Annotated in this window: 23 protein-coding genes and 1 pseudogene; 20 read left to right on the top strand and 4 right to left on the bottom strand. The window is 49.6% G+C overall.

What is annotated here, in order from left to right; all coding sequences use genetic code 11:
* Window positions 1–302: 302 nt before the first annotated feature.
* From BGX12_RS04245 to BGX12_RS04235, 3 genes are read left to right on the top strand one after another with little or no spacing between them, the layout of a single operon-like run.
* Entirely contained in the window at window positions 303–1,781 is a 1,479-nt protein-coding gene (locus BGX12_RS04245) for a DnaA ATPase domain-containing protein (protein WP_109734846.1), read from the top strand.
* A gap of 2 nt (window positions 1,782–1,783) precedes the next feature.
* Complete coding sequence (locus BGX12_RS04240) at window positions 1,784–2,668, top strand: NAD(P)-dependent oxidoreductase (protein ID WP_109734845.1); 885 nt, start codon at window positions 1,784–1,786, stop codon at window positions 2,666–2,668.
* A gap of 48 nt (window positions 2,669–2,716) precedes the next feature.
* The gene (locus BGX12_RS04235) at window positions 2,717–3,889 is read left to right on the top strand and encodes a hypothetical protein (RefSeq protein ID WP_109734844.1); all 1,173 of its coding nucleotides are present in this window, start codon (window positions 2,717–2,719) and stop codon (window positions 3,887–3,889) included.
* A gap of 201 nt (window positions 3,890–4,090) precedes the next feature.
* Here BGX12_RS04235 and slyD read toward each other — a convergent pair whose 3' ends face one another.
* Both slyD and BGX12_RS04225 read right to left on the bottom strand, forming a co-directional pair.
* Complete coding sequence (gene slyD / locus BGX12_RS04230; protein WP_109734843.1) at window positions 4,091–4,675, bottom strand: peptidylprolyl isomerase; 585 nt, start codon at window positions 4,673–4,675, stop codon at window positions 4,091–4,093.
* A 42-nt stretch (window positions 4,676–4,717) separates the two neighbouring features.
* Complete coding sequence (locus tag BGX12_RS04225) at window positions 4,718–6,844, bottom strand: thrombospondin type 3 repeat-containing protein (protein WP_109734842.1); 2,127 nt, start codon at window positions 6,842–6,844, stop codon at window positions 4,718–4,720.
* Window positions 6,845–6,933: 89 nt separating this feature from the next.
* On the opposite strand from BGX12_RS04225, the gene BGX12_RS15920 reads away from it, so the two are divergent.
* Genes BGX12_RS15920 through BGX12_RS04215 form a run of 3 tightly spaced genes read left to right on the top strand, consistent with a single transcriptional unit; the run spans window position 6,934 to window position 9,715 of the window.
* Complete coding sequence (locus BGX12_RS15920; RefSeq protein ID WP_255416861.1) at window positions 6,934–7,068, top strand: hypothetical protein; 135 nt, start codon at window positions 6,934–6,936, stop codon at window positions 7,066–7,068.
* A gap of 17 nt (window positions 7,069–7,085) precedes the next feature.
* Window positions 7,086–7,289: a hypothetical protein gene (locus tag BGX12_RS04220; RefSeq protein ID WP_109734841.1), complete on the top strand. Its 204-nt coding sequence runs from the start codon at window positions 7,086–7,088 to the stop codon at window positions 7,287–7,289.
* Window positions 7,286–9,715, top strand: coding sequence for a LysM peptidoglycan-binding domain-containing protein (locus BGX12_RS04215; protein WP_233246249.1), 2,430 nt, complete (start codon window positions 7,286–7,288; stop codon window positions 9,713–9,715). Before BGX12_RS04220 ends, BGX12_RS04215 begins: the two co-directional genes overlap by 4 nt.
* Window positions 9,716–9,780: 65 nt before the next feature.
* On the opposite strand, the gene BGX12_RS04210 is transcribed toward BGX12_RS04215, so the two are convergent.
* A complete protein-coding gene (locus BGX12_RS04210) occupies window positions 9,781–10,548 on the bottom strand; it encodes a hypothetical protein (protein WP_109734840.1) in 768 nt (255 codons plus the stop codon).
* Window positions 10,549–10,655: 107 nt separating this feature from the next.
* On the opposite strand from BGX12_RS04210, the gene BGX12_RS04205 reads away from it, so the two are divergent.
* The 13 genes and pseudogenes from BGX12_RS04205 to BGX12_RS04155 all read left to right on the top strand — a co-directional run.
* Entirely contained in the window at window positions 10,656–11,399 is a 744-nt protein-coding gene (locus tag BGX12_RS04205; RefSeq protein WP_109734839.1) for an ankyrin repeat domain-containing protein, read from the top strand.
* Window positions 11,400–11,560: 161 nt separating this feature from the next.
* Window positions 11,561–12,355, top strand: coding sequence for a DUF3450 family protein (locus BGX12_RS04200; protein WP_109734838.1), 795 nt, complete (start codon window positions 11,561–11,563; stop codon window positions 12,353–12,355).
* The gene (locus tag BGX12_RS04195; RefSeq protein ID WP_109734837.1) at window positions 12,355–13,860 is read left to right on the top strand and encodes a MotA/TolQ/ExbB proton channel family protein; all 1,506 of its coding nucleotides are present in this window, start codon (window positions 12,355–12,357) and stop codon (window positions 13,858–13,860) included. The genes BGX12_RS04200 and BGX12_RS04195 overlap by 1 nt, the downstream gene beginning before the upstream one ends.
* A gap of 13 nt (window positions 13,861–13,873) precedes the next feature.
* The gene (locus BGX12_RS04190; RefSeq protein WP_233246248.1) at window positions 13,874–14,563 is read left to right on the top strand and encodes a MotA/TolQ/ExbB proton channel family protein; all 690 of its coding nucleotides are present in this window, start codon (window positions 13,874–13,876) and stop codon (window positions 14,561–14,563) included.
* Window positions 14,560–14,964 carry a biopolymer transporter ExbD gene (locus BGX12_RS04185; protein ID WP_109734836.1) on the top strand — a complete coding sequence of 135 codons (405 nt, stop codon included), beginning with the start codon at window positions 14,560–14,562 and terminating at the stop codon, window positions 14,962–14,964. Before BGX12_RS04190 ends, BGX12_RS04185 begins: the two co-directional genes overlap by 4 nt.
* A 54-nt stretch (window positions 14,965–15,018) precedes the next feature.
* Window positions 15,019–15,675, top strand: a complete 657-nt coding sequence (locus BGX12_RS04180; RefSeq protein WP_109734835.1) for an energy transducer TonB — start codon at window positions 15,019–15,021, stop codon at window positions 15,673–15,675.
* A complete protein-coding gene (locus tag BGX12_RS04175) occupies window positions 15,665–16,636 on the top strand; it encodes a lipopolysaccharide assembly protein LapB (protein WP_109734834.1) in 972 nt (323 codons plus the stop codon). Before BGX12_RS04180 ends, BGX12_RS04175 begins: the two co-directional genes overlap by 11 nt.
* Window positions 16,637–16,768: 132 nt before the next feature.
* Window positions 16,769–17,011 carry a hypothetical protein gene (locus tag BGX12_RS04170; RefSeq protein WP_109734833.1) on the top strand — a complete coding sequence of 81 codons (243 nt, stop codon included), beginning with the start codon at window positions 16,769–16,771 and terminating at the stop codon, window positions 17,009–17,011.
* A gap of 59 nt (window positions 17,012–17,070) precedes the next feature.
* Window positions 17,071–17,970: a hypothetical protein gene (locus BGX12_RS04165; protein WP_109734832.1), complete on the top strand. Its 900-nt coding sequence runs from the start codon at window positions 17,071–17,073 to the stop codon at window positions 17,968–17,970.
* 11 nt (window positions 17,971–17,981) lie between these two features.
* Window positions 17,982–18,134 carry a hypothetical protein gene (locus BGX12_RS15455; RefSeq protein ID WP_158278163.1) on the top strand — a complete coding sequence of 51 codons (153 nt, stop codon included), beginning with the start codon at window positions 17,982–17,984 and terminating at the stop codon, window positions 18,132–18,134.
* A 146-nt stretch (window positions 18,135–18,280) separates the two neighbouring features.
* Window positions 18,281–20,083, top strand: a complete 1,803-nt coding sequence (locus tag BGX12_RS04160; RefSeq protein ID WP_109734831.1) for a hypothetical protein — start codon at window positions 18,281–18,283, stop codon at window positions 20,081–20,083.
* A gap of 13 nt (window positions 20,084–20,096) precedes the next feature.
* Window positions 20,097–20,252 carry a hypothetical protein gene (locus tag BGX12_RS15450; protein ID WP_158278162.1) on the top strand — a complete coding sequence of 52 codons (156 nt, stop codon included), beginning with the start codon at window positions 20,097–20,099 and terminating at the stop codon, window positions 20,250–20,252.
* Window positions 20,203–21,309, top strand: a pseudogene (locus BGX12_RS04155) (Rpn family recombination-promoting nuclease/putative transposase); the annotation flags it as partial. The gene BGX12_RS15450 and the pseudogene BGX12_RS04155, both read left to right, overlap by 50 nt.
* On the opposite strand, the gene BGX12_RS16070 reads toward BGX12_RS04155, so the two are convergent.
* Window positions 21,246–21,395, bottom strand: coding sequence for a PT domain-containing protein (locus BGX12_RS16070; RefSeq protein WP_370245404.1), 150 nt, complete (start codon window positions 21,393–21,395; stop codon window positions 21,246–21,248). The pseudogene BGX12_RS04155 and the gene BGX12_RS16070 sit on opposite strands and share 64 nt — an antisense overlap.
* Before the next feature lie 51 nt (window positions 21,396–21,446).
* Between BGX12_RS16070 and BGX12_RS04150 the strand changes: the two genes are divergently transcribed.
* The gene (locus BGX12_RS04150) at window positions 21,447–22,343 is read left to right on the top strand and encodes a hypothetical protein (RefSeq protein WP_109734829.1); all 897 of its coding nucleotides are present in this window, start codon (window positions 21,447–21,449) and stop codon (window positions 22,341–22,343) included.
* Window positions 22,344–22,363: the final 20 nt, after the last annotated feature.

Here is a 22,363-nt window from a genome sequence, read left to right as displayed (position 1 = left end):
TATAATCTTTTCGGAACGGACATTTTTGCGTCGCCTCGGAATACGAAATTTTGTCAAGGGATTGTTCAAAATTTTTCCGTTGATAAGTTGTGAAATTCATAGGGTTTCTGTTTTGATTGTTTCGTGATTAATTGCGTAACTAACTTGTGTAGTAGGGGAGAAATATGGTAAATAAGAATTATTTGCCGTTTTTGGACTGAAAACGGGGATTTTCAAAAAAAATGAAAAGGTTTGTCTTTTTCTCGGAGGTCTTTACTTAACTTTAGAGCCTAAGTTTTTTTCTCCGACCTGGTTATTGTATCGTGCCCAATACGGTTTCATTATTAGATGTTGTTTCGTCGCCCTGGCAATCTGTTCTCGAGCAGGTTCGCACTCAGTGCAATGACTACTTTGGCCTGACCATTTTTGATGAAGTTGGTTTTGAAGGTGTAGTTGACGGATACGCTTCCCTTACTGTTCCCAATGAACTTTGTGAAAGTTGGGTGAATACCCACTATGGCTCCATTTTGCGAAAGGCTTTTTCTTCCGTTTATGGATCCCAGTTCAAGGATTTCCGTATTAAGATGGTGGCTCCCTCCCAGTCTATTCCGGAGATGAAGCTTACCACTCCCAAGGCACCCCTCATTCCGGTACCTGCACGTCCCAAGGCTGCTGCCCCCAGGGCTTCGCGCCGCCCCAAGCTGAAGCTCTATCCTAGTTTTACCTTCGATAACTTCGTGGAAGGTGAATGCAATTCCATCGCCCTGAAGGCCTGTAGGACCGTATCCGAAAATCCTGGCAATCCGGATTTGAATCCCCTGTTCGTTTATGGGGCATCCGGCTTGGGCAAGACTCATTTGCTCCAGTCCATTGCGGTGAATATCCAGAAGAACAACCCTTCTGTGAGGGTTCTTTACTGCGACGCTTTTGAATTCCTTCGCGACTCTACCGCCATGGCCAAGGCCTTGAAACTTAGGACGGGCAATGTCCGTGAGTTGGCTCAGGCTTATCAGGACAAGTACGAAGACTGTGATGTGCTCCTGCTGGACGACGTTCAGCTTCTGGAAAAGGGTCTTGTCTCCCAGGAACGCCTTGCTATCCTGATCCGTGAACTTCGTGCTCACGGCAAGCAGGTGGTGCTGTCTTGCGATCGTCATCCCTCTACTTTTACTGGCGTGGACAGCAAGACGGAAGTGGATGCTAACTCCAAGGCAGGCATTCCCAGCATTTCCGCAAAGCTTCTGGCTCCTCTGCAGTCCTGTGTGGCTGTAGGCCTGGAACAGCCGGATCTTCATACTAGACTGCAGCTTATTCAGGCAAAGTCTGTGAAAATTCCTTTTGTACAGCGTGATAGGGAAGAAATCTGCAGGTTCCTTTCTATTCCGCCCAGGCAGAACATTCGTATTATCGAAGGCATCCTAAATTGGTTAGGTGCGATGAACCAGTTCTGCCAGGAAAATCTTGACCTGAACGCCGTCAAGCGCCTGATGGCTCCAGCGGATTCGAATCAGCGTGTGGAACTTACCCTGAAGGGTATTGCCGAAACAGTCGCCTTCGAGTTTGGTACGGACCTGGTGGCCCTTTCTAGCCATCGTCAGGATGCCGGCGTATCCTTGCCTCGCAAGGTGGCCATGTATCTCTGTCGTGAACTGACGACAGAATCCCTGCAGAATGTGGGTGCGATTTTCAAACGTGATTATGCCACGGTAATCGCCGCCATCAAGTCACTCACAAAGCAGTTGGATGTGGACCAGGACCTTGCCCGCAAGGTTCAGGACATCCGGTATTTGCTGGAAGCCTAGTAATGCTTGCTTTGGTGACGGGTGGCGCCGGCGTCGTAGGGAAGGCGCTGTGCCGGGAGCTCTTGCAACGCGGTGTGTGTGTGCGCGTTCTGACTCTACCGGGCGATACGTTGGCAAGGTTTCTTCCTCCCGAAGTGGAGGTTTTCTATGGGGATGTGACGGATCCGTCCTCCCTGAAACCAGCCTTTGATGGTGTGGACGTTGTCTACCATCTGGCGGCCATTCTTCTATCCACGAAAAAGGGTTCCTTTGACCGCGTCAACGCTGGCGGGACCCAGAATGTGGTATACGCTGCCGTTGCTGCAGGCGTAAAACGTCTCCTTTACGTTTCCAGTATTTCCGTGACCTATCCGGTCCTGACGGAATATGGCCAGAGCAAGCTGAAGGGCGAATCCATCGTGAAGGAAGCGGGGGAAAGGTCCGGACTTCAATGGACCATCGTGCGCCCCACCCTGGTGATCGGTGACGGAGGTGGCATTGAATTCAGGATGTACGCCAACTACGTGAAGAAATTCCCCGTGTACCTGCTTCCTGGCGGGGGAAGGTCCCTCAAGAAACCGGTCCGTAGTGAGGATCTGGTGAAAGGCATTGCATCGGCTGGCCTATCCGGACATGGGGTGGGCAAGACCTATGCCCTCTGCGGATCCAGGGAGGTTTCCATGGCGCAGATGGCGGAATTCGTCCTGAAACAGGCTGGGAAGCGTCATTTGATGATCCCTCTGCCCTGGTGGATTTCCAGGAAATTGGCGGTATTGAAGAGCTGGATCGGTGGAAAACCGGTAACCGCTGAACAGGCCTTGGCCGGTTTCCTTTATGATGCGGTGCCGACTCTGGATGCTGCGTCCAGAGATTTGAACTATCAGCCAGGAACTCCTTTCGAAGAATAGTACCTCTTTGCAAATTTTTATTTATATTCCCTCTTGAAGAGGTGTTTTATGAATAAAATTTTAAAGAATTCCCTTTGGGCTTCCGCTTGTGTATCCGCAATGGTCTTAAGTGCCTGCGGCGATAGTTCCAGTACTTCCAGTAACGTTGAAAAGGGTGACGGATCTTCCAGCAGTGTGGAGAGTTCCTCCTCCGTTGCAGAAGAAGTCTCTTCTTCCTCCGTTTCCGACATTGACGTTCCTGAAGGCGGCCGCGTGGCGACTCTGGCCGACCTGGAAAAGAACATTTCCCTGGGAGAAATGTTTGGCACCAAGGCCTATCTGGCAACTGGCGCCAAGCATGATGTTTATTCCATCTGGGTTCCGGATACCGCATGGATGGGTTTCTTTAGCGAATTTAAGGATGGTACCATTACTTTTGGCGGCAACAACGGTTACTATGCCGGTATCGATGGCGACAAGGTGACGGACGCCATGGGCGAGTTCTGGAAGAAGGGTGGCACCATTAGCTTTATCGTGAATTCCGAAGACAAACTGCAGTTCTCCGTAAACGGTGGCGACTTCCAGGATGCCGTTTCCGAGAAGGTGCCTGTATCCAAGAATGCCATTTCTAATGGCGATGACCTGAAGGGACTGAAGCTAGAATGCAAGAACGGGGATGACAAGGTGACCTATACCTTCTACGAAGGTCGTTTCCTCCAGGAAAGCGAAGGGGAGGATGGTCTGGAATGGGCTGCCGGTTATTATGATATCCAGCGCAGCAAACTCCTGATGATGCAGACCTTCTTCAATACGAAGGGCTATGTGCCGCTGACCAACATGACCGTGGATAGCGATTACAACCTCACTTCTGTGACGGGTGCGACCTATAGCTGCTCCAAGTCTAACTTCAAGTTTGAATCCATCGATGCAGACAAGATTGCTGGTGAATGGGTTGCCGATGGTGATGGCCTGGACTGGACAATGAACCTGAAGAAGAATGGTGATTACTCTGTGGAAGCCAAGAAGGCCGGCAATACGGAAGAACTGAAGGCTGGCAGCTGGGATATTTACGGTGACTTGCTGGTTCTCAAGAACAAGCAGTGCCTCAATCCTTCCAAGTGCGTCAATGCAGCTAAGGGCGTTGTAAGCCACTTCGATGCCGAAAGCGGATTTGACTTTGACCATTCGGATACTGGTACTCCGGCAGTTCCCAAGACCTGGACTGTACAGCAATATGAGTAATGATGTAGGGGGCGAATCCCCCTAGACCCCCTCAAAAGGACCGCGCTGTCACAAGCATGAGGCTTGTTCGGCAGGTCCTTTTGTGTTTGAGGGGCGCTGAAGCGCCTCCTCAATGGGCTGGTTCATTGGGTGAAAAAAAAGAAGCACGGTTTATCACCGTGCTTCTTTTTTAAATGTGTTGTATCCTTCGCGTTGCTCGGACTACTTATCCTTGCACTTGCAGTCGCCTTCGCCACCGCATTTGCATTCACCTTCGCCATTGCAATCGCATTCGCCGTCGCCCTTACCGCCACAGCATTCCCCTTCACCCTTGCCGCACTTGCACTGGTGCTGCTGGAACGGAGCCAAATCCTGTTCGGTAGCTTCGCGAACTTCCACCACTTCGATAGCGAAGTTAAGGTTCTTGCCAGCCAGTTCATGGTTTGCGTCAATCACAGCCTTGTCACCGTTGACGGACTTCACGCGGATGGGCATGGGGCCTGCCGGAGTGTTTGCGTAGAACTGCATGCCGGCTTCGACCTTGTCGACGCCCTGGAAAACACTGACAGGAACTTCCTGAGTCATACGTTCGTCGTATTCACCGTAGCCTTCGGACGGAATCACCTTCACGTCGAACTTGTCGCCGACTTCGTGGTCGTACATGGCCTTTTCCAGACCAACGACGATCATGTGCATGCCCTGGATGTACTGGAGGGGGTCGCGGCCAGCGGAGGAGTCGATAACCTGACCTTCGTCGGAGGTGAGAGTGTAGTGCATCTGGACAACGGTCTTGTCAGCAATCTTCATAAATATCCTTTGGTGAAATGAGGCTTTATCGCCAGTGGGTGTTTAATTTAGCAAATTATCGTCCTGCATCACTACAGGTGTAAGGCTAATGACTCCGGTCTTTCCTTTTTTATTGGTGTCAACATCTCTTTCCTTGTCTTCCTGGATGAAGATGCGCTCCTTCCTGATTCCCTTGTCGATAAGATAATTCAGGATGGTCTCCATTCTCTGGCGGGCCAGTCGGGCGGTGTCATCAAAGTCGTCGTCTACAATACACTGGATCATAAGTCCAATGGGGTATTCGCGCATGTAGGCCACAATGTCGTTCAGTGCGGTGTAGCTGGAGTTATACAGCACGGAGTCCCTGGATTTAAAACGCACTCGCTTGGCGATGTCGTTGAAGTTCAGCTTGCTGTTCAGGGGACATCCGTTTTCGTCGGTCTTAACCGTGGGGAGGGATCCCATGCAGTGGTCCGCCCAGTCGGGAACGCCATCGCCATCGGAATCCGTGGGGCAGCCGTACTTGTCTACAGGCGCCCCTTCAGGAGTATTCGCACACTTGTCGTCTTCGTCGAAGATGCCGTCCTTATCCTGGTCAAGACGGCAACCAGTTTCATCTACGGTCATTCCCTTGGGAGTGTCCGGGCAAGAGTCCTTTGCGTCAGGAACACCGTCTTCATCCATGTCGGAGGGGCAGCCCCAGCTGTTCACTTTTTCGCCTGGTTCAGAATCCGGGCACTTGTCAAAATCGTTGGGGACACCGTCCTTGTCAAAATCTAGCGGGCAGCCTACGTCGTCGATGGATATGCCTTCGGGAGTGTCGGGACACTGGTCCTTGTCATTGGTAACGCCATCGTGGTCCGTGTCCAGGGAGCAGCCGAATTCGTCGGACTTTTCTCCGGGTCTGGAATTGGGGCACTTGTCGTTATTGTCGTCGACGCCGTCATGGTCGGAATCCTTGGTGCAGCCATCTCCATCGACGGCAAAGCCTTCGGGTGTGTCCAGGCATTTGTCCATATAATCGTAGACGCCGTCGTGGTCCAGGTCCAGCGGGCAGCCGTTGAAGTCCACAGCCAGGCCGCGCATGGTTCCAAGGCACAAGTCCACGATGTTCATGACTCCATCCTGGTCTTCGTCCACAGGGCAGCCGCGGGAGTTCACCGCCATGCCGGGAGCGGTGTTTGAGCAAAGATCCTTGCGGTCGATGACGCCATCGCCGTCACTATCGCTCCAGCTCAAGTTGAACATCTTGCTTGCAGTAACCGCAATGCTTATGTCGGGCGTTCCAGCGACCTGAAAGTGCATTTCGTTGTCGCCGGATTTCAGCAGGATGTTTCGTCCGAACTTCTTATAATCCTTGAAATAGTTAATGCCCACGTCGCTGGAAATAGTCAAGTAGGTGTAGTTGGGGAGGTTCAGTCTCATGGCTGGCGTCATGCGCAGTGGGCTGCTGCGGATGTAATCCAGAACGTCATGCATCTTGATGGGCGTTTCCCCGGAAACTTCAAGATTGATGCTCACCAGCTTGATGGGGGTAATGACCAGGCCTGCACCCCACAGGATGTAGTTCTCCAGATTGTCGTGAATCTTCAATACGCCTGCGTAGGAATTGAGGGTGAGGTACTTGTTAAGCTCTGCAGACAGGTGCAAATTTGCACCAATACCCCAGTTTCCTGCAGTATAGGCGTAGGATTCCTCGTCGAAATTGATGTGCCAGCTGTGCCTAGGTCTGAAACCCTTGTTTTTTGACCCTGTAGGCAGAAGAAATTCACCGCTTACACCGAATATGATTCGTTCGAAGGCGTTGATGGACCATTTGGCCGTCAGCTCCATATCACCCAGCGCAAAACCGTCCAACGTTGTTCCGTTGATTTCTCCGTCATAGTGTACGGGTACATCTAGACCAAATTCGAAGTTGTCCAGAGGGGAAAAGCTGACGTAGAAGTTTTCGTCATTGGAGGGCGCCTTGCTGTTCAGTTCCACCTGGTTCCCTACGTTGTCTGTATAGATGCCTCCAATGCTCAGGGGATTTCCATCGCTAATCATGGAGTAGCTGCCGGAAATGTAGAGGAATCCCTTGTCGTTGGTTTTCGCGGATGGAACGTGAATTCCGCTAATGGACTGCAGTGGAGCAACCTGTGCAAAGACAGCTGCCGCAGAAAAAAGCAGAATGGAGGGTGAAAACTTCATAAATATGCAAATAAATTATAAAAAAATTACAACTGCCTATTTGCAAAACAAATTTTGTGTGTATATTTCACACGAAGTTTTACGATATCATGAATCAGTATCCGTCTTGGCATAGAAAGTCGCAGAAGGCCTACAAGGTCAACAGGGTGGTCATCATCCTGCAGATGCTTGCTTCCCTCGTGCTCAGCGGGGTGATTCTTTATGGTATCGCACGTCTTTATTAGTATCTAGAGGTTAGTGTATGCACTTTGCTTATCATTGTGGTCGCCGCCCCAAGAATGACGGCTTTGATAGCTCCGTTCCTTTTCCTAACGAGGAAGAAGAAGTAGAAGAAATCGAAGAAGAAGAAGAAGTGGACGAAGAAGTCGACTTCGACCACCAGTCTTTCAAAACAGGTGAGCGCCTCTGGTCCGACTATGCTGAGGACTTGGATTACGACCAGTGATCCTCGGTCGTAGCAAGTTTTTCCTGGCGCTAGCTCTCCTGGCGTCCTTATTTGTCGCATGTGCACCAAGGCAGAACGCCTTGGCGCATTCTTCGCATTCTCAGAGTTCCGAAACTGAACCCGCAGTAGTGGTTCAGCCTGTACTGGAAGATTCCGTAACTGTTTTGCAGGTAAAGGAATCCCCCGTAGATCCGGCCATCATTCTTGCGGAAGAGGATACCGCTTTCGTCCAGCCTTCCTGGAAGAGTTTCCGCTTTGCGGTCCAGGCCATGGAAGAAATGCAGTGGGTGGCCGCAAAACGTTACCTTGATCTAGCCCAACGTCAGATTGCGCAGGAAGCCAAGAAGGCTACCCCGGAGGATTCCCTCTATTTTGCGGAAATGCCCTTCATGCTGAAGTTGGCGGATGACGAAGTCCTGATCAACTGCCCCGAAGCCGCAAAGCTTGCTGCTGAATCCGCTTTGGAAGATGTGGAAACCATCGACGTGGACATGGCGGACGATACCGCACTCTTCCGTCTGGAAAAATTCCTGGATACGTTGGACGTCTCCCAGTTTACACTGCCGGTCGAATTCAATGATCGTGTGGTGCAAGAAATCTACTACCTGACGGGGAAGGCAAGAAACTTCATCGCCAGCTCCTTGAATCGCAAGACCGCCTTCGACTCCTTGATCTATGCAAAGATCGAAGAAGCCAAGATGCCTCGTGACCTGATCTATCTGTCCCTGGTGGAATCCGGCTTCAAGGTTCGTGCATACAGCCGCGCCAAGGCGTCCGGCCTGTGGCAGTTCATTCCGGAAACAGGTAAGCGTTATGGTGTGGATGTGGACTTCTGGCTGGACCAGCGCCGCAATCCCGAAATGGCCACGGAAGCTGCCCTCAAGTACCTGAAGGATCTGTATGGATACTTCGGCGACTGGCAGTTGGCTATGGCTGCCTACAACTGCGGCGAAGGACGCGTCCGTCGCTTGATTCGCGAACTGAAGGCTGACTCCACCCGCGACACGACTAAGGCCATTACTTACTGGGATCTGCAGCTCCCTTCCGAAACCATGCATTACGTGCCCCGTATCCTTGCGGCCATGGTCATCGGTCATTTCCCGGAACATTACGATATTGAAATCAAGCCCCAGAAGCTCTCTCCCTACGATACCGTAACGGTCTATGATTCCTTCGGTCTGGATGAAATCGCCAAGGCCATTAAGGTGAAGCCCGATACCCTGAGAAACTTGAATGCGGAACTGATCATGGGATTTACGCCGCCGAACCGAGAATCCTACGTCCTGCGAATTCCTGTAGGCAAGCGCGACCTGTTCGTCAAGAATTACGACAAGATCGAAAAGAACAACTTCTCCGGCTGGGTCCATCACAAGGTAAAGAAGGGCGAAAGCCTGGGTAAGATCGCTTCCCTCTATAAGGTGAAGGTGGCCGATATCCAGCAGGCAAACGACATGCGCAACATGAAGGTCCGCGCAGGTAAGACGTTGCTCATTCCTATTCGTATGGCTGGAGAGTCTTCCTCCGGCTCTAGCTCCAAGAAGGGCGGTAAGGCAAAGACTTACATTGTCAAGCTGGGGGACAACCTGGGTACTATCGCCCGCAAGTTCAATGTGGACCAGAACAACATCCGAATCTGGAACGATATGGATGCCGCTTCTGTCGTAGGCGTCGGGGATACCATCTATGTTTCCAAGCCTGACTTGAAGCCGTCTTCCGGAAAGGGCGAAAGACCTACGCCTCCTCTGAGCAAGAGCCGCAAGTATGTGGTTCAGTCCGGCGATAGCTACGGAACCATTTCCCAAATGTTCGGAGTCCCCGTGGGAACGATCCTCCTTGCAAACAAGGGCTTCACCAAGCGCCTTGCCGTAGGCGATTCCGTCTTTATTCCTAAGTACACCCGCAAGCTTCCGCAGGCTCCTGCACAGGCTGTAGTTGTACCCGAAGTTCCCCCTAAGTCCGAACCAGCCAAGCAGTCTTCCGGTAAGGTGGAGCCCGTTGCCAAGGGCGATTCCAAGGCTCCTGCCGTAAAGCCCGGGGAAAAGCTTTCCGTCTATACGGTGGAACCGGGGGACAACCTGGGTTACATCTCTATGTTGTTCGGAATGTCCGTTTCCCGCATTCAGGAATTGAATAATCTGGGCAAGTCTGTAGATATCCGTGTGGGCCAGAAGCTTTACGTGGTGGGAGACAAGAAGGATGTAAAGACCGATCCGAAGGCCGGTGCGAAGGCGGATCCCAAGAACGCGGACAAGAAGCCTGAACCGAAAAAGCCTGCAGAATCCTTCCGTCAGCACACGGTCAAGAGGGGCGAAAGCCTCTGGGATATTTCCAGGCAGTATCAGGTGACCATCGAGGAAATCGTCAAGTGGAATGAACTTCCCGATACGAAAATCCGCGAAGGCATGACCCTGAAAATCAAGAAATAGGAAATAAAAAAAATCCAGCTTCTGTAGCTGGATTTTTTTGTCCCGCGAGGAAGCGGAAACTTTAGCTAGAACAATGTGATACCAACGGAAATGAAGGGCTGGAAGTAGGTATCGAAGTCCAGCATGAATTCATCCCCATCCTTGGTCTCGGAAATCTTGCGTTCAAAGTAGGTGTGGAAGTATTCGTGGGAGTTACGTACACCGGCAGAAAGAGTTGCCTTGTGGAATGCCATGCGGATACCTGCGCCGTAGGCGTAGCCGTAAATGACAGGGGAGAGGAACTTGGTGTCGTCAGAGAGGAAGGTCTTTCCGAACAGGGCACCCGCAAATGCGTAAGGCTTCAGCATGAACTGGTAAGTGTAGCTGGTGACCAGGGGGAGTGCAAAGTCAAAGCCCAGCTGGAAAAGGGCTGTATGAACCTGGTGCCTGCCGTCAATATCCGTGGTATCCAGAGGGGAATCGAAGAAGTCTTCCTGGAATTCGGCCAGGTCGTCGTAGGCGGCGGTCCTGTTTCTGGGGTGATGGCTTACGCCGATGTACTGGTAGCCTGCCATGACGTAAAGATCGAACCATTCTGTTACGGGGAGGCTGCCGGATGCGCCGTAGATGTAGGAATTGTCGATGGATATCTTGTACTTCATGTCGTGAACTTTATAGCTGTAGTTCACGTTGCTCATCTTGATGTTGTTGAATTCCATGTAGGGACCGAAAGTGCCTCGGTCTTCGAATTCCTGAGAGCCATCATCGTGGGCGGCCATGGAATTGTCATACACGGCTCGATCGGCGAAGGAAAGGGCTGCGGTCATTAAAGTGATAAAAATGATACGTTTCATGAGCAAAAAGATAAATAATTCTATGTAAATCGTTTTTTTTCGTGAAAAAAAAGTAAAATTTGTGTATCTTTTGGTGCATAAAGCTTATTTCTCGCGGAGAAACTAAAATGAAGAAGAAATTTTTGACCCTTTTGGCTGCTGCTGGTTTGATGTTTTCTATGACCGCTTGTGATGACAAGCTGGACACCAGCGATCCGTCCTCTGTCCGTAAGTACCTGACCAAGCAGAAGATTGCCTTTACCCCGAACCAGTTTGTCGCATACGCAGCTGCAGGTGATACTGCCATGATGACCCTGTTCCTCCAGGGCACTTTTGAAATTGACGCACCCACCGAAAGCGGTAACAATGCGGTGGCAATTGCTGCAAACAAGGGCAACATGACTGTCCTGAACTACCTCTTTGACCACGGTGCAAAGGCCAACATCCGTAACAGCCGCGGCGAAGCCGTTCTTGATAACGCCGTTTCCATGGGCAACAAGGAAATTGTCGCCCGCATCATGGAACAGCTGAAGAAGGAAGGCGTTGATCCTCAGACTATGTCTACCGCAGTTCTTCTGGCTGCAAAGACTGGCAAGGCCGAAATGATCGAAGTCCTGGCAGACGGCGGTGCTCCTCTTGAAGTCCGCGCTGCAGATGGCTACATGCCGATCCACTGGGCTGCCAAGGAAGGTAACTACGATGCTCTCGTCGCCCTCATCAAGCGCGGTGTCGATGTTAACGTAAAGTGCGGCCAGGGCTACTCTGTTCTTGACTGGGCTACCAATGCCGGTTGGACCCGCTTGATCAAGGAAATCAAGAAGGCCGGCGGTAAGATTACCCCGAAATATTTGAAAGATTCCAAGGCAAAGTAGTTTCGTTTCGATACTCGTAAAAATTCAGGACGTCTCCCTTTGTGGAGACGTTTTTTTATTTCGTGAGAGGTCTTTTTGTTTATTGAAGTTTTTTTTTAAAAAAGCTCTTTTTTTGTGAAAAAAGCAAAGTTTTTGCGTTTGGTTCTTTGTATTTTTAGGTTATGAAATTCTCCCTATTGACGAAGATGTTCCTTTGCCTGTGCTTGACTGGCGTTTTTGCCAATGCACAGGAAACTGTGGAAAGTGTCCGTCGCCAGATCAAGGCGGTGGAGGCCGAAGCAGCCCGCGAAAAATCCATGCATGATACCGAAAAGAAGCGTCACGCTGAATTTATCGAAGTAGGCCGCAAGAAGGTTCAGGCATTGTCCTCCCAGAACAAGACCTTGAAGGCCGAAATCGACTCCTTGAAGGCGGAACTGAAGAATCTGGCTGATGCACGTCAGAAGGCTGCTGGCACGGTCCGCTACTTCGAAAACAGAAAGGCGAAGTATGGCGAGTCCCTGGCGAAGGTCATCGATTCTCTCGCTCCCATCTTTGAGTCCGACTTCCCGTATAGGAATGAGGAAGTGGTCAATAGCGTCAAGGAAATTGCCAACCAGCTTCATAAGAACCTGATTGAAGCTGACGACGGCTTGAACCGTACTCTCGAAATTTTCTATGACCGAATTCGTCTCGGTTACACCACCGAAGTGTGGAAGGGATTCCTCCAGGTGGGTAATCGCAATGTGGCAGGAACGTTCCTCCGTTACGGTGCTGTTGCTTCTATCTTCGTCAGCAACGACGGTAACGATGTTCTCTGGCTTTCCAAGAATGGCAACAGCTACACCTGGAACAATGTGTCCGACGACCTGGCCATGCGTACCGCCCTGAAGGACGTGATGAAGGTGGCCGAAGGAAAGACCGCTCCCAAGCTGGTGACCATTCCTGTGGTCGTTCTTCCCAAGGAGGCTAAGTAATGATGTTCCTTAACCTTCGTAAATTTATCGCCCCCATGGCTGTGGCAGCAGTTTTGTGTGCTGCTCCCTCTTTCGCGCAGAAGAATGGCGAAACCATCGATGCCGTCAAGAAGCGTGCCGAACTGAACAGCGCCAAGGCAGACCTGGAAGAAGCCCGCAAGAAACGTGACATGGCTGTTGCCGCCCGTTGGAAGGATCGCGAAACTGCAAATCAGGAACGCGAGATGTTCAACGAGAAGTACAATGAAAACAAGGAAAAGGTGGACGCCCTCATGAGTGAACGTGCCCGCCTTTTCGAGGACGTTCGTGTTGCCCGTGAAGACCTGGCGCAGGTAAAATTACAGGCGGAAAAGGCTCGTGCGGAATACTTGTCCTTGGCCGCAGGCCCGGAACGTCTGGAAACTCTGGCTAAGTTCCAGGAACAGGGCATTCCCTTCAAGGTTGCAGAACGTGTAGAATCCCAGAACCGAGTCAAGAAGGAAATGGGACTGTACCGCGATGACCCTGTCCGTATTGCGAAGTCCATCCTGAAAGTTGCCCAGGAGGAAATGGCCTTCACTCGTGAAATCCAGATGGAACGTGCGGAACTTGTCTTTGGCGATGTGGTTGCCGAAGGTTATCGCCTGCGTATGGGCGGCCTCTATGCCATGCAGATGGCTAACTCCGCCATGGATTCCCTGGGGAATCGTCCCAGCGCATTGATGCTTCCCGTATCTGGCGAAAAGAAGCGTGTCTTTAGCTGGCAGGAAAACTTGACTCCGGAAACCAAGACCGATGTTTCCAAGGTCTTTGACCATGCGGTGGATTCCGCCTATGTGAACGTCCCGGTGGATGTGCTCCTCAGTACGGAACTTTCCTCTGAACTTGCCAACCATCAGGAAACCACCTGGAAGGATGAACTGACCACCTTCTTCAAGAACGGTGGCATCCTCATGTATCCCATTGTGACCTTGTTTGGTCTGGGCCTTCTGATTGTGGTCTGGCGCCTGCTGTGGCTCCTGATCTTTGGCTTTGGCGGTTTCGGTGCACGCAGGACTTTGAAGGCTCTTGAAAAGGGTGACATCGAAAAGGCCCGTGTCGAAAGCAAGAAGGCTCATGGCAAGGTGGGGAAGGTCCTGAAGACGATCCTTACCAAGGAATATGGTGGCCGCGCCGCTGCTGAAAAGGCCCTGGAGGAAGTATTCTCTGCAGAAGTTCCCAAGATTGAATCCGGTCTGACCTGGGTTTCCGTCTTTGCGGCGACAGCTCCGCTTCTGGGCTTGCTGGGTACCGTGATGGGTATGATCGAGTTGTTCGACGTCATTACCATGCATGGCACTTCCGATCCCAAGCTCCTGGCCGGCGGTATTTCTATCGCTCTTGTGACTACGGAAGCGGGCCTTATTGTGGCTATTCCTCTCCAGCTGTTGCATACGTTCCTTGCAAACCGTGCGGATGCCCTTCGCGGTCGCATGGAAAAGGCTGGCCTTGCAGTTCTGAACGCATTGTGGATTAAGGAAAAGTAGCTTGATCGCTGGCGTGGATCAAAATTCCATTCTCGAAGCGGCCTTCGGCATCCTCTTTAGAGGCGGCTGGGTGCTTGCCCCGATCTTTGCATTGGGGTGGTTCGGCTGGTTTTTGATGATCGAACGTTATGGCTATTACTTTATGCTGCGTGGCAAGTCCGTATCCGGTTTCTGGAGTACCCTGAAAAAGAAGGGGGAGGACGAAGCCTTTAAGAAACTGTCCCGCCGTCGTTTCGGATATTTCTACGCGTTGGTCTGTGACGTTCGTAATTATAGGGATCAAGGTCCTGTTGCTGTGCGCAATGCCATGGAAGCCACTCGCCATCGTATTTCCTTAAATCTGTCCAGATCCTTAAAAACTATTTCCACTTGCGCCGCTCTTGCTCCCATGATGGGATTGCTGGGAACGGTTTCTGGCATGGTTCATACTTTCGAAACCATTCAGCTTTTTGGCTTTGGAAATCCTGTACTTTTGGCTGACGGTATTTCCGAAGCCTTGCTTACCACTCAGGCGGGCCTGTTGGTTGCTTTCCCCCTGATGCTGGCCTACAACTACCTGTCTAGCCGCGTGGAAATCGTGGAAGACGAGGCCTGGAGCGAAGCCCTGAAATTTGAATCTTATGTGTTTGATCCTGAACATCATTCAGAAACGTCTCTTCGTCATTCTGAACGAAGTGAAGAATCCAGTGAGGTAACAAAATGAGTTTTATCCGTAAACGTACTCGTGACGCCGGCGGCATCGACGTCTCTCCGATGCTGGACATGGTGTTCATCTTGCTGATCTTCTTTATCGTTACCTCCACCTTCACCCGCGAAACCGGTGTGGACGTGACGAAGCCCAAGGCTAGCTCCGCCAAGGAACTGGCCAAGGAAAGCATTCTGATTGGTGTGACCCGCCAGGGAACCATCCATATTAACGAAACCCAGGTGAACCTTTCCACCCTCAATACGGTGCTGCGCCAGATGATGGCCGAGGCTCCCGATCGTCCCGTGATTATTGTCAGCGATCGTGATGCTCCCAACGGTGTGGTGGTGGACATTCTGGATGAATGTAACATTGCAAAGGTCCGCAAGGTTTCCATCTCCGCAAACAAGGAAGAATAACCATTCATCGTCATCCTGAGCGAAGCGAAGGATCCAAGCAGTATTTAATTGAATATGAAGCACTTCTCTTTAACAGATTTCATCGCAAAGTACCTGCGCTATCCCATAGCGTTGGTGGTTTCCTTTGTGGTAAGTGCTGTATTCTTCCTGGCGATTCCGGTTCTGAACGTTCTGTTATTTGACAAGGGTGTAAAGACTGAAAAGGAACTGGAGGCGGTGACCGAAGTGGAAGTCCTTGTCAGCGAGAAAAAGCCCGAAGTCAAGCAGAAGGTGATTCGCACCATCGTGAACCCCAATCCCTTCAAGATTTCCTCCAACATGGGGGTGGGCCGTTCCCAGAATTTCCAGATGGACTTGTCCCTTGCCCGTGGTGCTGCTGGTGATGGCGTTGCCGTTGGTACAGGCGGTATGGAAAACGTGGTCTACGAAGCCGGTGAAGTGGATGAACAGGCTCAGGTTCTCCGTGAAATTCAGCCCAAGTTCCCGGAACGCGCAAAGCGTATGGGCATTAACGGCTACGTAAAGGTCCTGATTGTGATTGACGTTTATGGCGATGTGGCCCAGACTCAGATTCTGACACAGGAACCTGCTGGTTATGGCTTTGATACGGAAGTTCTGAATGCCGTACGTCAATGGAAGTTTAGTCCCGCTCAGCTGGGCGGATTCCCTGTAGCGCAGAAGGCTACAAAGGAGTTCCGCTTTGTTAAGTAGACTGCTTGCTGTTATTACTTTGGGTGCCGTCGCGTCCTTTGCAGCCGAAGATTATTTCTTCAAGGCCAACGAACTTTATGACCAGGGCAAGTTCAAGGAAGCGGTGCCCCTGTATCGTGCCGCCATTGACGAAGGTCGTTATGAACCTTTCGCCTGGTTCAATCTCGGGAATGCCATGGTCCAGCTGGATCGTAAACAGGTTGCCTTGGTGGCTTACAAGCGTACCGTGGAGCTGTTGCCGAATTTCGAGAAGGCCTGGATGCTTATGGGTGACATCTATTACCTGGCTGGGGATGCGGGGGAGGCCATTGCCGCCTACAACCGCGCCGTGGAACTGGGTGTAGAATCGGACCATGTCCATTTTGCTCTGGCGGAATGTTTCATGAAGGGTCGCGACTGGACTCTCGCACAGAAAAATTTTGAACGAGCCCTCCAGCTGAACCCGGACCGTATGGATGCCTGGTATGGCCTAGCCGAAGTCTACGAGAAGTTGGGCGATTATGAATACGCCATTAAGACTTTGCAGAACGCCTTGCAGATGACTGCGACAGCAGGCGCTGACGTTCACTTTACGCTGGCCTATTATTATCGCAGTATGGATTCCACCCGTCAGGCGCTGAACGAAATGGAAAACGGCCTGCTTATGGATCCCGAGAATGTTTCCGCCCGCCGCTACCTGGCTCAGATGTATGTCAAGCAGGAATCTCCCTGGATGGCGATTTTCACTCTGGAAGAAGGCTTGCGTCATCAGAAGGGTAAGGCTGATTTAAATCTTGATTTGGGTCAGATTTATTTTAACCAGAAACGTTACGACGAAGCCTTTGAATGCTACATGAAGGCCTGGCTTGCCGGAAATTCCCAGGGTCGCATCGGTGCCGAAAATGTAGGCCACGTCTTTACTAACGCGGGGGAGACCGAAAAGGCCGAAAGCCTTTACAAGCGCATCCGCGAGAAGAAATAGCCCCGTTGTGGATTTTCGATGCAAAACTGCCTAAAAACACAGCAAAAACTTACGAAATCTTTACAAAAACCCTTGTCCTTTGACAAGGATTTTCTAAATTTTTCAAAAAATTTTTTTTTCAGGGAATAAAAAATGAAAAAATTGCTTGGTTTGGCTCTCATCGGGCTGATGGCAGGAACTGCAGGCGCTGCAGATCGTGATACCACCATCGTTAAAGTTGTGAAGAAGGGAACTCCTGAACAAAAAACTTTGGATTATGGAGCAATCCAAGTTACCGGAAGCTTCTACCCAGCCGAGATTGATACTATTAAGAAAAGCTGTGATGTTACAGAAACTACTCGTTTGGGAAAAAAATATATTCCTGTGGTGGCGTAAATTCAACTGATGCTAATTATATTGACAAGTGGAGTTACAAAGACTCCATCCATGTGGAAATGGATATGGTGTCTGATGATGCTGTAGCAACCATTTATGCAGACTCCGCTTCTGCTGCAACTGATGGTGTGGATACCACAATTTATCGTGCCACAGTGAATATTCCCAATCCTGTTGTTGTTGCTGGTGTTGAGTATAAAAGAGCTAACAAGCGAGATAATAAGAGTATTGATAAACAGACGGTAGTTTTCCCGTTCGACATTCCGTCAACGTGCCTTGAAAACGGATCTTTGTATACTCTTGGTACTATTAAGCAGAATAATAATGGTTCCTGGGCTATTACTGCTGTGATGGACAATAGTTCTATTATTAAGGCTAATTCTCCTCGAATTCTTCTTTCTTCCAGTGGTGTTGTATCTTTTAAGACGGGTTCAGGCTGTTCTTACACCTTGCAGACTGGTGCATTTAACGTTGACTCCATTCAGGCTACAGGTTTTACAGGAAAGTGGTACCTTGGCGGTACTTATGAACTTAAGACCGGATTGGATAAAAAGAATATCTTCGGTTTTGCATCCAAGGCAAAAACCGTGCAGTACACGAATAAAGCTGGTGATATTCGAGACACTTCTGTAGCTTTGAGTCAGTTCGTTAAGGCCGGCTCTAAGGCTTCTGTTCCGCCTCTCCGTGCATTCTTGCAGTATAGTACCAGTGGCTTTACCGCAAAGGCTGCTGCCGGGGTAATTTCTTCTATTGGAGCAGAAGAACTTCCGTCTACCATTGACGTTATTTTCGAAGACGAAGATGGCAACACTCTGTCCATCGCACAGCTCAACACCCGCACTGGTGAAATCGTTGCCGATAAGGACGCTTGGTTCGACCTCAAGGGCCGCAAGCTGAACAAGAAGCCCACCGTCAAGGGTACCTACTACAACAACGGCCAGAAGGTCATCATCAAGTAAGGAGTATGAAAATGTTTAAGAAAGAATACGAAGCTCCGAAGATGGACATTGTTGATTTGAAGATGGAAGCTCCGCTGCTGGGCGGTTCCGGACCCGAAGGCGTTACCGAATACGATGACGAATTCGGCTGCAACTACAATCCCGATATGGACCGTAAGGCTTAATTCCCGATTGTCGAAACCTCGGAATTTTACAGAAAACACCGCCGAAAGCGGTGTTTTTTGCATACAATGTGATGAAGGACACTTTAATGAAAACTTATAAAAAACTATCTTTTACCCATAAAAATTTTACTAGGACTAGACAAAATATGAAAAAGATTTTTGCTCTTACCTTCGCCGCTGCAATGGGGTGTGCAACTCATGCTGTTGCTGCCTGTGAAACAGGTGATCATGGTGCAATCTCCATCAAGGTTATTGACGGTGTATGTACTGCTGTTATTTATGGTGATTCCGCCGCTTCTGAAGCTGCGAAGAAGAAGGGTGCATACAAAACATTGGAACCGTTCACTGCTACAGTTCAAAAGGTTGTTTATACAAGAACTAATGCAACAAAAAATAAGAACTGGACTATCGTGCTTCCGTTTGATGTTGGTACTAGTTGCTCTGTGTCTGGCGCAAACTTTTATGAGTTTGGAAATCCTGCGAGTAACAAGGATACTTACGTTGACTTAAGTTCTGGAGAATCTCCTGTTTGGACTGTTCGCGTTTCGAAAAACGCCTCTGTAAAGGACGGAGTGGTGAATAAGGCTCTGGTTGCAAATTCTCCTTATGCCTTTGAATTTGTGGGCGGACATTCCTTCACGATTTCTGGTTGCGATATTGCCATGGACGCAGCGAAGTTTTCTGCAAACGTTGTTACTGAAGACGCAAGCAATTGGCAAATTGTTGGTACCTACAGTCAAGTTGTGTGGAACGAAGGACATAAAGATCTGGGCTCTGTTTATGGCGTTGCCGCTAACGCTAAAGATGGTGTAAATGCGGGCTCTTTTGTGAAGGCTAAAGCTGGTGCAAGCATCGCTCCCATGCGAGCCTATTTGCAGTATAAACCTTCCATGGTAGCAGCTAAGGCTGCTGCTGGTGTAAAGTTTGCTTCTGCTGCAGATCTAGAATCTTTGCCAGAAACAATTTTGTTTGCCTTGGGTGAGGACGACGCTCCTACTGTAGAATTCCCGGAAGGCGAATGCTTTGATGGAAATACCGACATTATTGAATTCAAGACTGTGAACGGCAAGAAGACTGCTTGCATCGATGGCCAGTCTGAAGCTCGCTTGCAGACGCTCAGCATTCCTGAAGATGTTGTAGTTGATGATGTTGTGTATAACAGAAATTTTAAACTCCAAACAGCATCTACGATTATGCTTCCGTTCTCGATTCCCGTTAATAGCGTGAGTATAGCTGTATTTTACAAAATCATTGCGCTTGTAAAACATTGCGATCAATATTGTAATTGGATGTTGGATGTTGAAGGGATGAGAAATGCTGAAAATGGCTCAGAAACCGACTGGCTTATGGCAAATACCCCCTATATTATTTGGCCTGGTTCAGAACAATTGACTTTTAATACTCACTGGTGGGATGATGCCGCTGGAAAGCAAAACGAGTCTGTGACCCTTAATACGACTAATGGAAACAAGTCTACTGTTATTTCTGCAGTGATGAATAATAAGGGTGATCAAACAACGATGTTGTCTTCTTGGTCTTTTATGGGAACCTATGAAAGAATCGTATGGGATAACCCTTCTGGAATTTATGGTTTTGCTTCTGTTGCAAAGAAAGTTAATGATAAAGATGTTGCGGCGGGTGAGTTTGTAAAGGCAAAGAGCGGAGCAAACATCGCGCCAATGCGCGCATACTTGAAATACAATGGTATCAGTTCTTTAGCTAAGTCCATTGCTGGAACTTATCTTGAGGAAGATTTGCCGGAGACCATTACGATTCGATTCTTGGATGGTGATGGCAGTACCACAGCCATCGGCTCCATGAATACTCTCACTGGCGAAATCAAGATGGATGACAACGTTTGGTTCGACATGAAGGGCCGCAAGATGAACCACAAGCCCACCGTCAAGGGCACCTACTACAACAAGGGTCAAAAGGTTATTATTAAGTAAGGGGACTATGAAAATGATTAAGAAAGAATATGTCGCTCCGAAGATGGATATTGTTGATTTGAAGATGGAAGCCCCCCTGCTTGGCGCTTCTGACGGTCCCGAAGGCGTTACCGAATACGATGACGAATTCGGCTGCCTCTACAATCCTGAAATGGACCGCAAGGCTTAATTCCCGATTGTCGAAAATCTCGAATTTTACAGTAGTTTTACAGAATGACCCTTTACAGTTTTTCTGTAAAAGCTATTGTTCATCCCGAGCGTTACTAATAGTCTCCAGACACCTGAGTCAATCAGGTGTTTTTCTTTTTTTCAAAAAAATGGAGGCTACTATGTCCGAAGAGAAAATTGTATTCACTCCGCAAGAAGCGGAACTTGTGGAAAAACTTAAAAACAGGACCTACCTGGATCCCCGTTATGACGCCGCTTTTAAGGCTCTGCTTAATGATGAGGCTGCTCTTGTAAGCTTCTTGAACGGCGTCCTGCATCTGGCAGAAAAAGAACGGATTGTAAAAGTTGAAATTCGGAATCCGGAACTAAACATCCTGTTTCCGGAAACAAAGTCGTTTCGCTTTGATATTCGTGCCACCACGGAAAGCGGTTATGGCATCAATGTCGAAATGCAAAAGGTTTCGCCTACAAATTTTACGGAACGGATTTTGTTGCAGCATAGCGCGTTTGTGATTCAGTCAAAGTATGAATACGATAAAAAGTACAAGGAACTGTTCCCTTTGGAACCGACGGAGGAACAGAGGGCTGAACGCGAGGCTAGACGTTACGATTTCCCGCCGACCTACGCTATATGGGTCTGCGATTTCAAAATAGCGCGTCAAAAGGGATATCATGATGTATGGTCTATTTCTAATGGGGAAGGCTTGACAGTTACAGAGAAAATCAAGTATATTATGCTTGATTTATCGCAGTTCACAAAGTCAGAGGGTTCTCTTGAAAACGATGAGGACCGATGGCTTTACCTCATAAAGAATGCGGGGCAGGCGGAATCGTTGCCGAACTTTGACGATGAAGTCTTTGCGGACGCTTTACGAAGGATTTTTGTGGGTAACGCAAATAAGCAACTTCTAAAGGATCAGGTTAACAATATGATGACCGATGACGAACATTTGGATTTTATCGCTTATCATACCGTAGAAGCGAAGAGGAAAGGTCATGCGGAAGGCCATGCGGAAGGTCTTGCTGAGGGCCGCGCAGAAGGCCGTGCGGAAGGTCGTGCGGAAGGTCGTGCGGAAGGTCTTGCTGAGGGCTGCTCCTCTACGTTGGATGCTGTTCGAGAAGCGGGTGCTTCTGATGAACTCATGACTCGTATTAAAGAAATTCTAGCTGGAAAAGAAAAGTTGGTTTAGGCGTTATGTGTAGTTCCCTGTATAAAGTTGGTGGTCACGTTTTCTCTGTGATCTTTGAAGACGAGGCTTTGTCCGCGGAATTGCTTCCGCTGATGGGGAACTACATGCCGTTTCAGGTTGCCTCTGCTGGCAATTCTGAAAACATATTCGATTTGAAAGTTGTCGCAGATACTGCAGGTTCTGTAGGTGGCCTTTCCCTTTTGGATTACGAGATTGATATCCGTCAGGAAGAAGAAGGACAGTCCATCGATTGCGGGCATACTGTTGATGGTTGTTCTGTCTTTATATTCAAGTTTGGCGACAAACTGTCTGGGATGTTAATTTGTTCTGAAGACTATCGCCGGGCGGAACTGCGTCTCGCTCCTACATTCCGTAAGGCCGGCTTGGATAACGCCCTCATGGTGCTTTACGCCTTGGCTACGGCCCGCATGAATACGGTGCTGTTCCATGCCGCGGTGGTAAGCAAGGATGGCAAGGGCTATATGTTCCTGGGCAAGAGCGGCACTGGCAAGAGCACTCACGCTCGCCTGTGGCTCAAGAATATTGCCGAAACGGAACTGGTGAACGACGACAATCCCGTGGTCCGCATCCGTACCGATGGCGCCTGGGTCTACGGCTCACCCTGGAGTGGAAAGACTCCCTGCTACAAGAATTTGACGATGCCTCTGGGCGGTGTTGTCCTGCTGAGTCAGGCTCCTTACAATAAAATCGTGCGCTTGAGAGGCTTACAGGCTTATGCCGCCATCGTCCCCAGTATTTCCGGCAAACGCTGGGATACCTCTATTGCCGATGGTCTTCATGAAACGGAAAATAGGATGGCTCAGATCGTTCCTTCCTATTACCTGGAATGCCTGCCCGACGCCGCTGCCGCAGAACTCTGCTGCAAGACAATTAAGGTGTAAAGCCCGATAAAACTTTGCTA

The organism is Fibrobacter sp. UWR4 (assembly GCF_003149045.1).
Lineage (GTDB): Bacteria > Fibrobacterota > Fibrobacteria > Fibrobacterales > Fibrobacteraceae > Fibrobacter.
Note: the sequence above shows the minus strand (reverse complement) of the source record. Positions and strands in the feature narration are given on the sequence as shown.

Excerpts from the sequence above, each read along its gene's own strand:
- BGX12_RS04240 (WP_109734845.1), top strand. The coding sequence starts at position 1,784 with ATGCTTGCTTTGGTGACGGGTGGCGCCGGCGTCGTAGGGAAGGCGCTG.
- BGX12_RS04235 (WP_109734844.1), top strand. The coding sequence starts at position 2,717 with ATGAATAAAATTTTAAAGAATTCCCTTTGGGCTTCCGCTTGTGTATCC.
- slyD (WP_109734843.1), bottom strand. The coding sequence starts at position 4,675 with ATGAAGATTGCTGACAAGACCGTTGTCCAGATGCACTACACTCTCACC.
- BGX12_RS04225 (WP_109734842.1), bottom strand. The coding sequence starts at position 6,844 with ATGAAGTTTTCACCCTCCATTCTGCTTTTTTCTGCGGCAGCTGTCTTT.
- BGX12_RS15920 (WP_255416861.1), top strand. The coding sequence starts at position 6,934 with ATGAATCAGTATCCGTCTTGGCATAGAAAGTCGCAGAAGGCCTACAAG.
- BGX12_RS04220 (WP_109734841.1), top strand. The coding sequence starts at position 7,086 with ATGCACTTTGCTTATCATTGTGGTCGCCGCCCCAAGAATGACGGCTTT.
- BGX12_RS04210 (WP_109734840.1), bottom strand. The coding sequence starts at position 10,548 with ATGAAACGTATCATTTTTATCACTTTAATGACCGCAGCCCTTTCCTTC.
- BGX12_RS04205 (WP_109734839.1), top strand. The coding sequence starts at position 10,656 with ATGAAGAAGAAATTTTTGACCCTTTTGGCTGCTGCTGGTTTGATGTTT.
- BGX12_RS04200 (WP_109734838.1), top strand. The coding sequence starts at position 11,561 with ATGAAATTCTCCCTATTGACGAAGATGTTCCTTTGCCTGTGCTTGACT.
- BGX12_RS04195 (WP_109734837.1), top strand. The coding sequence starts at position 12,355 with ATGATGTTCCTTAACCTTCGTAAATTTATCGCCCCCATGGCTGTGGCA.
- BGX12_RS04185 (WP_109734836.1), top strand. The coding sequence starts at position 14,560 with ATGAGTTTTATCCGTAAACGTACTCGTGACGCCGGCGGCATCGACGTC.
- BGX12_RS04180 (WP_109734835.1), top strand. The coding sequence starts at position 15,019 with ATGAAGCACTTCTCTTTAACAGATTTCATCGCAAAGTACCTGCGCTAT.
- BGX12_RS04170 (WP_109734833.1), top strand. The coding sequence starts at position 16,769 with ATGAAAAAATTGCTTGGTTTGGCTCTCATCGGGCTGATGGCAGGAACT.
- BGX12_RS04165 (WP_109734832.1), top strand. The coding sequence starts at position 17,071 with ATGGATATGGTGTCTGATGATGCTGTAGCAACCATTTATGCAGACTCC.
- BGX12_RS15455 (WP_158278163.1), top strand. The coding sequence starts at position 17,982 with ATGTTTAAGAAAGAATACGAAGCTCCGAAGATGGACATTGTTGATTTG.
- BGX12_RS04160 (WP_109734831.1), top strand. The coding sequence starts at position 18,281 with ATGAAAAAGATTTTTGCTCTTACCTTCGCCGCTGCAATGGGGTGTGCA.
- BGX12_RS15450 (WP_158278162.1), top strand. The coding sequence starts at position 20,097 with ATGATTAAGAAAGAATATGTCGCTCCGAAGATGGATATTGTTGATTTG.
- BGX12_RS16070 (WP_370245404.1), bottom strand. The coding sequence starts at position 21,395 with ATGAGTTCATCAGAAGCACCCGCTTCTCGAACAGCATCCAACGTAGAG.
- BGX12_RS04150 (WP_109734829.1), top strand. The coding sequence starts at position 21,447 with ATGTGTAGTTCCCTGTATAAAGTTGGTGGTCACGTTTTCTCTGTGATC.